General features: G+C 56.7%; 9 protein-coding genes. 1 reads left to right on the top strand and 8 read right to left on the bottom strand.

All coding sequences use genetic code 11. The features are described 5' to 3' along the window. The first annotated feature begins 109 nt into the window (after positions 1–109). Positions 110–1,966: a GspE/PulE family protein gene (locus tag IV109_RS09520; RefSeq protein WP_296695245.1), complete on the top strand. Its 1,857-nt coding sequence runs from the start codon at positions 110–112 to the stop codon at positions 1,964–1,966. Between the two features lie 30 nt (positions 1,967–1,996). Here IV109_RS09520 and IV109_RS09515 read toward each other — a convergent pair whose 3' ends face one another. From IV109_RS09515 to IV109_RS09480, 8 genes are all read right to left on the bottom strand, one after another. Next, positions 1,997–2,911, bottom strand: a complete 915-nt coding sequence (locus tag IV109_RS09515; protein WP_296695244.1) for an adenylate/guanylate cyclase domain-containing protein — start codon at positions 2,909–2,911, stop codon at positions 1,997–1,999. Between the two features lie 139 nt (positions 2,912–3,050). After that, on the bottom strand, positions 3,051–4,625 hold the full coding sequence (locus IV109_RS09510) for a ShlB/FhaC/HecB family hemolysin secretion/activation protein (protein WP_296695241.1): 1,575 nt from the start codon (positions 4,623–4,625) through the stop codon (positions 3,051–3,053). Positions 4,626–4,702: 77 nt separating this feature from the next. Continuing rightward, positions 4,703–6,061, bottom strand: coding sequence for a FecR family protein (locus IV109_RS09505; protein ID WP_296695240.1), 1,359 nt, complete (start codon positions 6,059–6,061; stop codon positions 4,703–4,705). Further along, positions 6,058–8,679 carry a filamentous hemagglutinin N-terminal domain-containing protein gene (locus tag IV109_RS09500; RefSeq protein WP_296695239.1) on the bottom strand — a complete coding sequence of 874 codons (2,622 nt, stop codon included), beginning with the start codon at positions 8,677–8,679 and terminating at the stop codon, positions 6,058–6,060. Before IV109_RS09500 ends, IV109_RS09505 begins: the two co-directional genes overlap by 4 nt. A 143-nt stretch (positions 8,680–8,822) precedes the next feature. Further along, entirely contained in the window at positions 8,823–9,830 is a 1,008-nt protein-coding gene (locus IV109_RS09495; protein WP_296695237.1) for an LD-carboxypeptidase, read from the bottom strand. Then, positions 9,827–11,224: a tRNA adenosine(34) deaminase TadA gene (gene tadA / locus IV109_RS09490; protein WP_296695235.1), complete on the bottom strand. Its 1,398-nt coding sequence runs from the start codon at positions 11,222–11,224 to the stop codon at positions 9,827–9,829. The genes IV109_RS09495 and tadA overlap by 4 nt, the downstream gene beginning before the upstream one ends. 11 nt (positions 11,225–11,235) lie before the next feature. After that, positions 11,236–11,853 carry an FMN-binding negative transcriptional regulator gene (locus IV109_RS09485; RefSeq protein ID WP_296695233.1) on the bottom strand — a complete coding sequence of 206 codons (618 nt, stop codon included), beginning with the start codon at positions 11,851–11,853 and terminating at the stop codon, positions 11,236–11,238. A 67-nt stretch (positions 11,854–11,920) separates the two neighbouring features. Then, positions 11,921–13,807 carry an ATP-binding protein gene (locus IV109_RS09480; RefSeq protein WP_296695230.1) on the bottom strand — a complete coding sequence of 629 codons (1,887 nt, stop codon included), beginning with the start codon at positions 13,805–13,807 and terminating at the stop codon, positions 11,921–11,923.

The following is a 13,807-nucleotide window of genomic DNA, read 5'->3' as shown; positions in this document are numbered from 1 at the left end:
ATAAACAAAGGTGTTTGAAGTGTTAACTGCACCGAGTGATCCCTGGGCACGTACTGCCCCCAGTCCTTTGACTGAGCATCCTGCTCCTGCACGCGTCCCGGCCCGGGACATGAATGAACTGTGTGCATGGATCAGCAAAGCAAGACATGCCACCTTTCGCACACTGCCTCAATCCCTGGTCGAGCTGAAACTGGCCGATGTCGACAGTCTGGCCAAGGTTCTTCTCAATCCGTCGGATGGCCAAAGAAGCTCGGAACAGAGATTGCTCGAATCTGGACTGATCACCGAACTCCAGCTTGAACACGCTCGGGCGCACATGCTCGACACCCCTGAAGTCGACGCCATGGCATTTCAGGTCGAAACCCAGGCGCTGGAGCGTTTGAACTGGTCCACCGCCTTCAAACACCACGCCATGCCTTTGGGCATGGAGTCTGGCGTGCTGTATGTCGCATCGTCCACACCCTTCAAGCGCGAGCTGGAGTTGGAATTGAGTGTGATCGCTGATTGCATTGTCTCGCTGGTCTGGGCATCCAAACTTGACATTGATCACCGGCTGGCTCTGGAGAACCATGCCCAGCAAACCACGCACGCCGAATCAACGAGTGGTCCGGATGTCTGGCCGGGTACGGCTGAGCATGCGCCAATGGATGTGCACGCCTTGTTGACCGATGCGCTGATCGAAATGAAAGCTTCGGGCGGTGAGGAGCAGGTCAATGCGGTGAACGAAAGCTCCAGCGTCATCAAACTGGTCAACCAGATGATCATTGACGCTTATGAGCAAAAAGCATCCGACATCCACGTCGAGACCAATCCGGGCGACGATATCTCAAGGGTTCGTTTTCGCAAGGATGGTGACCTCGAGGACTATCTGTTGCTACCCTCAACCCTGCGTGCGGCCATGGTTTCACGCATCAAGATCATGAGTCGACTGGACATCTCGGAGCGCCGTCGGCCACAGGATGGAAAAATCAATTTCAACGAATTCTCGAACATCAAACTGGAGTTGCGGGTGGCGATATTGCCAACCCATGACAATCTGGAAGATGTGGTCATGCGGTTGCTGGCCTCCAGCAAGCCCATCCCCTTGCAACTTCTGGGATTTTCGGCCCGGGATGACCGGACCATCAAACGTCTGACAGAGCGTCCTTTTGGACTGATCCTGGCCTGCGGTCCCACCGGGTCGGGCAAGACCACCACCCTGCACTCCTTGCTGGCCCATATCAATACCGACAATCGGAAAATCTGGACCGCTGAAGACCCGATCGAGATCACCCAGAAAGGGTTGCGACAACTCCAGGTCAACCCCAAAATCGGCGTAACGTTTGCCTCTGCCATGCGGGCCTTCCTGCGAGCCGACCCGGACGTGATCATGATCGGCGAGGTGCGTGATGAGGAAACCGCCAGTGTCTGCATTGAGGCGTCCCTCACCGGGCATCTGGTTTTATCCACACTGCACACCAACAGTGCGGCTGAAAGTGTTATTCGCCTGCTAGATCTGGGCATGGACCCGATGAACTTTGGTGATTCCCTGATTGGTATCGTTGCCCAGAGACTGGTTCGGGCCTTGTGTAAACACTGCTCAGAGCCCAAGGTTTTGACGCGTGACGAGTACGAAGCTCTGGTGCATGAATACATTGATGGTACAGCACTGAGCGCCGCTGAAGGGCATGCACGTCTGGCGGCGGCGGCATCTGAATCAGCCGGCAAGCCCGTACAGCAAATATCCATGCGACATGCCGTCGGGTGTGAGCATTGCGGTGACCGCGGCTACAAGGGCCGCATGGGCATCTATGAGGTACTTGAAAACGTGGGAGACATGAAACACAAAATTCAGTCACGCGCCCCAACGTACGAGATTTTTGCCGAGGCGTCCAAAGCCGGCATGCGAACCCTGCGCCAGGACGCACTTGAAAAAGCGGTGGCAGGCCTGATTGACATGAAGCAGGCCAAGACCGTTTACGCCTGAGACGCCCCCATTTTTATCTTTGGCAAAAATTCAGGAAACAGAAAAACTCACGGTTGGGGCACTCAGATCGGCGAATGAAGAACCCAGGGCAATTTCACCACGCCCATGAAGCACGCATTCTTCCCTTCTCAACAGAAGGTCTGATCCCCCGCCAGAAAATCGCACCCAGCATCCGTAGGAGCTGACATCCACCAGCATGACGCTGCCGTTGCGCCAGTCTATGCGGGCATGGGTACGCGAAACACGTGGGTCATTCACCACAAAATCGGCCTGTCGCACGCGCCCAATATGGATGGGCAGTTCGAAGGACTTGAAGGTCTTTTTCGTGTCCAGCCAGGTCAGCTCTATCTGTCGTCCCAATGCGTCTGTGTAGCTGGCATCCAGCATGGGGTCGAGGTTGGCTTGCATGGTCAGGAAGTCGGACGCTACATCGTCCTGCCATTCAATCTGGTAGACGCTGCAGGGCTCAGCCCGGCCCCGAATATTGATGGGACCCAAAATTCTGAAACGAACACCCTCGGACTCGTCTGCACCATCCAGAGAGGCACTGTTGGCCCATATTTGGTGCGGGCCGGACAAATCACTCAAACGGGCCGCGACATTAACGGCATCGCCATAACAATCACCCGCAACCAACTCCACATCGCCAGTCGCCACGCCAATCCGGATCGGCATACGTTTTGCCACCGGCATCTGGGCCATGCGCTTTTGGTGACCGCGTTGCATTTCCACCACCGCGTTGATGGCCGATCGATTGTCAGCAAACAAAGCCAGAACCCCGTCTCCCAAGGTTTTCACTACCCGGCCTTTGTTGGACTGCACCACATTGGCGATCCAGGTGGTGACCTGCGTCACGGCCTCTGTCGCCTTGACATTGCCCAAAGCTTCAAATGCGCCCGTGCTACCGAAGAGATCGGTGAATACGACAGTAGAGTGAACGCCCATTCCTGACTGATTCCGTTTCTTGAACTTAAACCGAGTTTAGGGCATTGGTTGCCCAAATGAAACTGCCGTGCAAGTATAAGTTTGCACTAGCCAGGGCAAGAGATGGGATTCAAATCGGCATCATGCCGAAATTTGTCAATTAAAAGCGGGCTGAGACGCTGATGTGCAGCTTTTGATCGCCGCTTTGCGGCAAACCCGAGCCAACAGCGAAAGGCAGGGAGCTTCCACTGATGACGCGACCATACTCAGCGGACAGGGAAAACCCCGGCAATGAGTAACGCAAGCCCACACCTGCGCTGCTCAGGCTGTCATGTGCAGGTTTGGGATTGCCGTTGGGATTGTTGTTGCTCAGCCAGCCAGCGTCCACAAAGCCCATCAGGCGTAGTCCGGGAGCCAGTTCAGGACCCGCGATTTCCGCAGAAAGAAATGCCCCTCGATCACCAGAGATGGGGCGCTCCCCGGTACCTCGAACCGACGAGGCGCCGCCGATGCCGAACTGCTCCCCGGCAATCAGGGTGTGCCCGCTGTATTGAAATTGACCCTTGGCACTCCAGAGCCACCCACCGGACAGCGACGAGGCATAGTTGGCCGAACCTCGCAAAGCAGTCCAGCGTGCGGTAGTGATACGCGTGTCTTCGCTCTGGTACGAGGTCAGGTCGTTTCCATGACCGCCCGGCAAATTGACGACCAGATCTGCGCTGTAGCTCCAGGCGGCGGTATCCGAGTCCAGACGGGCGTTGTAGCCCAGGCTGAACGGTCGACTGCGTCTCACGGTTTGTCCGGCCAACCCTATGCCATTGATTTCAGTGACATTGAACTGTTTGTCGTCCAGCGCAACAAGCACGTAACTCCGAAAGCCGCCCGATGGCGGAAGGTAATGGTTGTAATTCAAGCCAAGTGTCTGACCGGCACCTGTGCTCCTGAATGCGCCGAAATCACCAACCACGTCGGAATGGGTATAGCTCCAACCGAAAACACCTCCTTGCCGGTACGCTGGCACACGGTAATTCAGTCCGACTTGTTTGACATCGCTCATCCGCTCAAAAGACGTCGTGTAAGCGGCGGTCATTTGGTGGTCGAGGTCAAAAAGATTGTTGTGTCCGCCAGCGACCGTGACGCGGTCATTGCCCGTTGCATTGGACCCATTGTTGGACATGTTCACCACGAGATTCCAGGGCTTCGCTTCCTTGACGAGTATTCGCGCATCAATCTTGTCTGCCTGCTCCGATTCCTTGAGGGAGATTTGTATTTGTTTTCCCGGATTCTCATTGGCGATGGCGGTTTGCACGGCCAGCGTACGGAAATTTGGTGCCGTGCCCTCAAGCAGTTCAGGCACACTGGCCCTGATATTGCCATTGCTGTAGCTTTTCTGGCCGTCCATGGCAATCTTGCCAATGACAAACTTCACAATATTCAAGGTAACCGTGTCACCGACCTCCTGTGGCGGTAACGCGACCCGGTGCAAGACGAAGCCCCGATCACGTAGCGCGGACTCCAGTGCCGCAGTTGCCTTTTGGAGTGTTTCAATAGTGCCATCAGCCCTCAGGAAGGGTGCCAGCACTTTGGAAACATCCCCGGCCGGAAGCGGATTTTCACCTTGGATGTCAAAGCCCCGGATCAGAAAACTTGGACTTGCCGTCTTGGTTGAAACCGGCGCTTGTGCTTGCTGTCCAACAGCCGATAGCTGCCAACCCAATGCGAACGTCAGTAGCAAAGGGCGCATCCGTTGCCTGGCGAGGCAAGCGGAGGATGTGCCAAAACGGATGGGGCTAGGTTTCAGATGGGACATGGCTATCGGCACACATTCGACGAGCGAATTCCGGTTTCGTCCAGGACGGTAATCAGCATCGGGTTCTTGCTGTCCGGCATCGGTGTGCGATCAAATTCCAGAAACAAGGGCATCAGGTTCGGACGTACCGTGTTGCCATTGTTGTCTGCAAAACCCGTCTCGCCTTTTCCAAGGTGCAAGGTGTCGCGGATCGTTGTGATTTCGATATGACCATCCCGGACAAAGACAAAAAGACCTTCTTGCACCTCGTCGCCACTCACAACGGAAAACAGCTGCCGGACATCCACGGAGACGCCATCAGGACGAGGGAGTTCATCCAGGGTCGGCGCATTCAGGCTGCGAATTTCTGTGGCACTCACGAAAAGGCCCTCCCCCGCCTGCAGCGTCTGCAAGGCCGTTTGCCCCGCTGGGGTCACTTCGATGGAGCCAAGCCAGGTAAAGAAGCTGCAATTGCCCTCGGTACTGCAGTCCATGTCGAGCCCGGTTCCCCGGATGCCGATGGTTGCCGTAGGGGTTGAGAAGCCGACATTGCGACGGTTTGCCTTAGCAATCAGTCCGGTCAAAGCCCGCATCGATCCCCGCAGCAGCGACACCAGAAACTTGCCCTCTGTTGGATTCTTCTCGTCGAAAACGAAGCTCTCCACCTTGAACCGGGTGGCTCCACCCAGCGTCAAGCGACTGTCGTCACGAAACGCAAGCACCGCCTTGGTATGGCTGCCGGTTTCCACGGTTTCCCCTGGGTAGACGCTGCCACCATTGACCAGGCGACGCCTCATACCCGCACCGTCCATGGCGCTGAGCTCGCCATCCACCGTGACCACCTTGGCGCTGGCCAACACAACATTGGGACGCGCCTTTTCCGGAATTTTTGCAGACTCTGACCGGCAGTCTGAAGTGCACAGGCGGGCATCAAAGTCAGTGCCACGAATACCGATCGTCGCCGTCGAGGTCTGGATCTTGGCTGCGTTGGGCGAACCCTTTGAGATCAGGCCGGTAATGGCGCGAAAACCACCACGCACCAGTTGCAGCAGCATATTGTTGTCTGGCGCAGACTCCTTGAACTGGTACTGCTGGATGATGACCTCGGAATTGGGCCGAAGGGTCATCCGCGTGCCGTCAGGCAGCTTGATGATGGCCGAAGCACCATCGGCCGTGCTGAGGCGATCCCCCTGTTTGAGTGGCAACCCTTTGCCCAATGTGCGGGGGGGCTGACCTGCGGTGTGCGCGAAACCGACACCGCGTGCAAATTCGACTTCACCGGCTGTCTGCGCCTCTGCCTTTGTGGTCAAACCTCCCAGGGCAACAACTAGCGCCGCAAGCAAAACACGCGCAGCGACAATGCGGGCATTCAGTGGACTCACGGTCGGCATATTTCGCCTTCCACCACCAGAGCATCCTGTACCTTGTCTTTTGCTTCCACTTGCTGGGCGACAAACAACACATCCTCGAACGACGCTATAAATGCAGCGACTGTGCTGCCCGGCAATGCGGCGTAGGTCCCTGCCATTGCGTTTGTCATGACGGCGTTGACACTCAATGCTGTCGCCGTCTGGGTCATTGACCATCCAGCGGGTCCATTGAACAAAAGAGCGGGGCCGGCGATGGAGCCGGCGCTCAGAACGGACGACAGGGTTCCTGACACCAGACCCGACGACAAATCCCCCACCGAAATGACTTCTGCCGCGGTTGATGCAGTTAAGGTCCCGGAAATATTGACGGTGTCATAGGCACTCGCATTCAGGACATCCAGCGCCAGCGTAGCACCGCCAAGCATGGTCAAATTTCCGTTGACCGTCAGGGTCCCGATGCCGCCAACGCCTCCGGGCTTCAAGGTAGAACCATTCAAGTCGACCCCCGGCGCTGCAGTCAGCGAAATACTTTTACCGGAAACGGACGAGCCACCAATAAGGAAGATACCTTGCGCACCATTGATCGTGACATTGCCTCCCGTACTGGAAATACCCGAGCCTATGGCCTGCACGTTGTAGCCGGTCAGATCGATATTGCCGGTTGCGCTAACCGATCCCTGAATGGACAGGGTGGATGTGCCGGCCGAAGAAATGGTCACGCCACCGCCGGTCGCTTGTACCCCGCTGGTGCTGCCCACGGTCGCAAGTTGGAGTCCTGATGAGTTACTGTTGTTGAAAGTGAAGTTACCCGCAATACTGGCGGCAAGTTTGTTGACGATGTTGGCGCCAGACATGGTCACGGCGCCCGAAGACAGTATCTCCAGCGAGTCAGATTGAAGCACTGACCCCGTTGCACTGATGCCGCCCACCCCTGACTTGAGGGTGATCGGACCGCCCAGGGTTCCGACGGATGAAATGTTACCTGCCAGAGTCATGGCATTGCCCGCGGTCAGGGTGATCGCACCGCCGCCCGAGCCGGAGGAGCTGAGCTTTCCTATGTTGAACAGACTGCCACTTGCTCCGGCGTTGAAGATGATTGAGGCTGCATTGTTGGAGAGAATTTCATCGGCGGCATCGACAAAGCTTATCCCCTGTCCTACTCCAGAGTTCAGAGTCTCCAGCTTGAAGGATGTAATGCCGCTATTCAACTGGAGCAGGTTGTCAGACAGATTGTTGAGCGTGATCCCTTTGTCCGCCTGCAACAGGATGACGCCACTGGACAACGCCTCAATGGCCTGTTCACTGATGGTGTAGGTCAAGCCAACGCCGTCTGTTGCGAACACGTTGTTGTCAGCAACCTGTCCGTCGTCAGCGCCAGAAACACCATTGGAGATCACAATAAAATCGGGGTCCAGCAGCACGGTGCCTGCTTGCCCTTTGGGCGCGCTGGTATCGACACGGGCGGAAAAGTCCAGCCGCTGTTTGCCAGAGGTTTCAACGAAGCCACCATTGCCGCCATTGCTGCCCCCGCGGGCTTCAATTTGGCCATAGGCACGCGTGGCATCGTCAGCCCACAAGATGATCCGACCGCCATCGCCAACATCCAGCGCGTTGGCCTTCAGCTTGGCCTCTGCACCGAAATAAGCCACTTGAGCATTCTGTACAGTCGTATTCTGGCCTTGGTAATCGCCTCCCACGCGGATGTTGCCGCCCCCGAACTGTCCAGAAACGTCGATGACAGCCTGATTCATCACGGCCACACGCTGCCCCAAGACATCGACCTGCCCGCCTTTGGAGCCCGTGGCCTCGATTCGGCCCGCGCCTTCTACATAGGCGTCGGCACTGGCCTTGAGTAGCACACGTCCACCTTCCAGGTTCGCTGTTGTCGCCTGAATCAAGCCGCTATGGCGCAAGGTTCCGGCAAATATGCCAACCGCATCACCCCTCAGGGTCCCCAGGTTGAGCACTTGATCGGCTGGTGCCTGCACTTGCATTGAAATGCCTTCGAGTCCCCTCCCGGTCACTTCCACACTGCGCCCTGCGGCGAGAATGACACTGCCCCCGGGAGCTTCAACCACAGCGGATTGGGCCAGTTCGATACTTGGCGCAATCAGCACAACATCTCCACCACGGGCGATGATATTGCCCTGAACCGTCAAGACCCCGGTTGCTCCGGCAAAGCCCTCATTGGTAAAGCGCAAGCGTCCGGCCAGGGCGTCGGCGTCCTGCATGCCAAGCACGGAGGCGGTAAAACCAGCGGTATCCACCAGTGCACCGGTTCCCACGGCGATGCCCGCTTGATTGACCAGCACCACTTGGCCATTGCTGGAGAGGGTACCGAAGATCAATGATGGCGTATTGGTCACCACCCGGTTGATGGACAGGCTCGTGGCACTGGGTTGCTGGATACGCGTGGTACTGCCTGCCGGGATGGAAAAGCTTTGCCAATTGATGGCAGAGTAATTGGTTCCTGCACCATTCTGAGTGGTGACCACCAATTTGTTCGCCTGACTCGCATCCAAGGTCGCTTTCCCGATGACAGCGACGCCACCGGATGGATTGGCGTGTGAGTAGGACGTCAAACCGATGAATGCGGATGCCACGGCCCAAGCGAGCAAAGAGCGGTCCATCCTCAACGGGGGCCCCAAAGCTGAGCTATTTGGAATCCCGCTCACTGTATTTGCAGATTGTTATCCATCGGGCCATGATAAACCGGCATCCGGACTTGCGGCAAATCAATTAAGGCACGATCTGAGCGTAATTGCGACAATTGCTATCCGTTTTCATGGCCCCAGAAAAGCAGTGCGTCCCGGTCTTCCACCAGCAGGTCGGTCTTGGCGCCCACAGGCAGCAGCACTTTGGTTGGCACATGACCGTAGGGCAAGTTGGTGAGCACGGGTACCTTGATCTGGCTGCGCAACCAGTTCACGACGGTCTGCAATTTATACCCTCGGTCATGCGGCAGCAGCTTGTATTCGGTGAATTGCCCCAATACGATCGCTTTTTGGCGCCCTAGCACGCCAGCATGCAGCAACTGCGTCAGCATGCGTTCGATGCGGTAAGGGTGTTCTGCCACATCTTCCAGAAAGAGAATGCCGCCTTTGATGTCCGGAAAATACGGCGTTCCAATCATGGAGACCAGTATGGACAGATTGCCACCCCACAAAACTGAGTTCTTGATAGAAAATGAGACCTTGGTCCTCGTATCCATTGGCATCTTTGCTATCGAAATAGATGCACTCGCGGCAGACTCACGGTTTTGTCGCCAACCTGCGCCCTCACCCTGCCCGCTCAGGAGATCGTCAAAACAGGCCTCCATGATGTCGTCTGGCGTCTGCTCTTCACTGAAACCATGGCCATCGGCCATGTCAGGTTTGCCACCGACCCCAAAGCCTTCACACAGTGCCGGCCCAGCCCAGGTGACAGCGCCAGTGCGCGCCAAAACGGCATTCTGAAATGCGGTGAAGTCACTGATACCGACAAACAACATGCCTTTGTCGATGGCTTTGGCGACCGATTTGTAGTGAATACCGCCCAGAATTCGCGTCAAGCCGTAGCCGCCACGGGAAATCAGGGCGACGTCCGCACCACTGGCCGCTGCCCGGTGAATGGCCGCCAGCCGGGTGTCATCGTCTCCCGCGAAACGCAAGTGGCTGCTCAACGCCGCCTCATCGATTTCGACCTCGTGACCGAGCATTTTGAGCCGGGCAATGCCCCGCCGAAATGCCGCCTTGTCGCGCACGGCGCCGGAGGGTGAATAGATATAAATGTGTTTTTTCACGAACTTGAATGCTTGGTCTGAGGGGGTAAAAAATACTGGACGGCAGCCTGTGCGATGGGTTCGCCATGCTCCTGCACGAAATGCCCGGCTTGTTCGAGACGCATCGGCTCCGGGCAGCTTCGAATAAGACTCTGCAAGTGCTGCATCATGGGCAAACCCAATACGGGATCCTGCATGCCGACAGCCATCAATGTCTGGCCTGACCAGCGCTCACGCCAGAAATCCCGAGCCTGGCGTGAGATGGCGGCACCATCCGAGTTTTCGAATTCCGGCACCATGGGTGCAAAGGCGCGCAGTGCGGCACGATGACCACGGTCCGGAAACGGTGCCATGTAGGCGGCACATTCCTGGGCACTCATGTGCGGATTGCCACGTGAAAAAAGCCGGGCAACATCAAATTCCGGGTTCTTGGCGCACATTTCGCGCCACCCCAGGAATCCGGCAGACAAAGGGGCATCACCGGTACCCAAAGTGGTGTTCATGACCAGCAAGCCGCAATAGCGTGCTTCGCTGGCCATGGGCAATGTGAGCCCAAGTATCCCGCCCCAATCCTGGACTACAAGAACAACATTTTTTAAATCCAGACGTTCCACAAACTCCAGCAATACCTGTCGGTGCCAGGTAAAGGTGTGAAAGTCATCTTTTTTGGGCTTGTCGCTTTTTCCGAAGCCGATAAGGTCGGGTGCAATGACGCGGCTTCCCGCTGCAGCAAGGGGCGGAATCATTTTCCGGTAGAGATAGCTCCAGGCGGGATTGCCATGCAGGCAGAGGTAGGTGAGCGGCGCATCGGCAGGACCGATGTCAAGGTAATGCATGCGCAGCCCGGCAAGTGCCGGCAGGTCACTCATGTAGTGGGCGGGCCATGGATAGTCCACAAGCTGTTGAAATCGGGCATCCGGTGTTCTCACGGCGTCATCGCGCAAAGGGCTGCTGCTCATTCGGATTTCCTCGCGCTTTTGCTTGAAAAATGCCTGCAACATGCCCGAGCATTCATCGGCCAGTACCTGGCCTTGAACCTGCGTCTGGTGATTGAGCCTGGTATCGGAGAATAAATCCACCACCGACCCGGCAGCGCCGGTTTTGGGATCCGGCGCACCAAACACCACGCGCTTGAGTCGTGCATGCAGCATCGCACCCGCGCACATGACACAGGGCTCCAGCGTCACAAAAAGCTCGCAATCGTCCAGCCTGTAGTTACCCAGGACGGTCGCCGCCGCACGCAAAGCGGAGATTTCCGCATGCGCGGTTGGATCATGCTTGCCAATAGGTGCGTTGTGACCCACCGCGATCACCCGCCCATCCCGAACCACCACGGCACCCACCGGCACTTCCCCCTCAGCCATGGCAACGCGTGCCTGCTCAAGGGCTCTTCCCATGAAGATTGGGTCATCCATGAACTTTGACACTAGGCCCCCATGCCCAGACGCTGCATCCACGCCGCCAGTGCGCGTTCGTTGTCATTGCCCGAGGCATAGATGGATTTCATGGATTCAAAGGCTTCCGGCCGGTGCTGGTTGATCTTCAATTTGCATTGCAACCCGGTCACGCGCAACTCAAAACCCACGATACCTCCCAGCATTTTTTGCGTGAATTCCTCGCTCAAACCTTGCCACTGCATGGCATAAGCCGGCTCGTGATCGGCAATCAGTTTCTTCAATAACTTGTCTTTTTCCGTGGGGTCTTCAACCAGCGTGGCCTGTACGGTGCAATGCACTGCCAGGTAGTTCCAGGTGGGGACACGTGCAAGGTCGGGATAGACCTGCGGCGACAAATAGGCATGCGGCCCCAGAAAGGTCACCAGGGCTTGAGAACGTGCAGCCAGATAGCGCCAGTGCGGATTGCCTTTGGCGACATGGCCCAGCAGGAATTTTTCCTCGTTGCGTTCCTCCAGATGCAGCGGAATATGACTCACGAACGGCAGACCGCCCTCGTCCATGCTGATCAGGCTGGCGAACGGGTTGGCCCGCATCAAATCAGCTGCATCCTGATTGTTTTTTGAATTGAACTGGGGAGAAAGGTACATGATCAGATCCGCGGGTTCTTTGGTATTTGGGGTCCCGTCATGGGCTCGAAAACCAGCTTGAGTGTTTTCAGACCGGGGGCACAGCTTGCTCGACCGGGTGTTCAATGATCCGGGCCAGTATGACGGTGAAACGGCTACCCTCACCCACCTGGGATTCGACACTTACCCGCCCTTGCAGTACCTGAGTGACCATCTGGTGCACGATCGCAAGGCCCAGGCCCGATCCTCCGGTCCCCAGCCGGGTGGTAAAGAAGGGGTCAAATATCCGACTCATTAAGTCCGCTGGCATACCAACGCCATCATCCGCGAACACCAATTCGACACTCTCATTGTCTATCTGACGTCCATGGACTGAAATTTGACCTTCAGTACGCCCCGCGAATGCGTGGATGGCTGCGTTCATGACGATGTTGATCGTCACTTGACCCAGTGCGCCAGGAAAGCTGTCCAGCGTGATGTCGCGCGGGATGTCAATGGCAATCTTCCATGGCATTTTTTTGAGATTGGGGCGCAGCGTAGCGATGATTTCCCGAACCACCTCGTCCAGATTGAACACACGTTGACGCTCCGAAGTTTGATCCACTGCGACCTGCTTGAAGCTGTGCACCAGATCGGAGGCCCGCTGCAAGGAGCGCTGTACCAGTTCGGCTCCTTCCAGACTGTCGGTCATAAAACGCTCCAGCAACGAGCGCTTGAGCTCATTGCGGATGACCAGACCCTGAAACTCGCGAGCCCTGTCGTGCATTGAACTGGCCACGACCATGGCATTGCCAATCGGCGTGTTCAGCTCATGCGAGACACCAGCCACCATGCTCCCCAGGGCGGCCAGTTTTTCAGACTGTACCAACTCCTTTTGGGCATGCTGCAGTGTCGTCAGCGCATTGGAAAGTTCATCATTGGCACTTTTGAGTTCAAGCGTGCGCTGCTCTACCCTCGCCTCGAGTTCGGCATTCGACTTCATTACTTTCGCCTCTGCCAGTTTTCGATCTGTCAGATCGAACAAAAGACTCATGGTCAGACGCCGCCCATCCTGTTCAACCGAATCAGCCGACACGGAGACAGACAACAATCGGCCATCGCGACCTTGCACCGTCATCTCCAGGTTGCGTACGCAGCCGTTGCGCCTGAATTCTGCGCCATAGGCCTGCCGAGCGGCGGGGTCGTACCAAACGCCCAGCTCCAGCGGGGACTTGCCAAGGACGTCTTGTTGCTTCCACCCAAGTACACTTTCCCATGCCTTGTTGACATACACCGTTTCGCCCGTGCTTGCGTCCGTCAGCGACAGCGGCGCGGGAACAATATCCCCGACTTTGGCGAAACGCGATTCCGCCTGGCTTAACTGGGTTTCGCGTGAAGTGAGGTTGGCCACGGTCTCACTCAAGCGTGCGTTGAGCTCTGCCATTTTTGAACCCTGACGCTGCTGGCTGCGCGAGATACTTTGAAGCAACAACATGCCAACGAGAAGGATCACCGAAATATCCGCAGCACGTCCCCAGGGGCCACGGTCAAACTCAATGAATTTGATGCCGGAAGCCTCCATCCATGCCAAAAGGAAAAGTGTGATTGCAGACATCAAACACATGGCGTAGCCGTGCCTCACCCCCAGCAACCATCCTCCGACAAGAATCAGTGCCGGATATAAATAAAGCAAGGTATTGTTGACACTACCCGTCAGCAGTGCCTCTGAAGTAATGCCAAGCCACACGCCCCAACCGTAGGTGACGAAGGCCAGGGTCAGTCGTCCGGCGCGCATCGAAACAATGGCCACCAGCGCGGCCACCAAAATGATGCTTCGCATGAGGGAGCCGTGGGCGTCATCGCCCATCAGGTATTTGAGCAAGGCAAAAAGAACTGTGAAGAGGCTGGCGGTCAGAACAATGGCGCGACCCAGCTTCACGTTTTCGTCGGCAATGACCGCCCCGGGATGACTACCCAGTTTAATTAGCTCACGCAT

Origin of the sequence: Rhodoferax sp. (genome assembly GCF_018780565.1) — a bacterium.
Classification (GTDB): Bacteria; Pseudomonadota; Gammaproteobacteria; order Burkholderiales; family Burkholderiaceae_C; genus Rhodoferax.
Note: the sequence above shows the minus strand (reverse complement) of the source record. Positions and strands in the feature narration are given on the sequence as shown.

Coding starts and splice junctions, on each gene's coding strand:
- IV109_RS09520 (WP_296695245.1), top strand. CDS start 110: ATGAATGAACTGTGTGCATGGATCAGCAAAGCAAGACATGCCACCTTT.
- IV109_RS09515 (WP_296695244.1), bottom strand. CDS start 2,911: ATGGGCGTTCACTCTACTGTCGTATTCACCGATCTCTTCGGTAGCACG.
- IV109_RS09500 (WP_296695239.1), bottom strand. CDS start 8,679: ATGGACCGCTCTTTGCTCGCTTGGGCCGTGGCATCCGCATTCATCGGT.
- tadA (WP_296695235.1), bottom strand. CDS start 11,224: ATGGATGACCCAATCTTCATGGGAAGAGCCCTTGAGCAGGCACGCGTT.
- IV109_RS09485 (WP_296695233.1), bottom strand. CDS start 11,853: ATGTACCTTTCTCCCCAGTTCAATTCAAAAAACAATCAGGATGCAGCT.
- IV109_RS09480 (WP_296695230.1), bottom strand. CDS start 13,807: ATGCGTGAGCTAATTAAACTGGGTAGTCATCCCGGGGCGGTCATTGCC.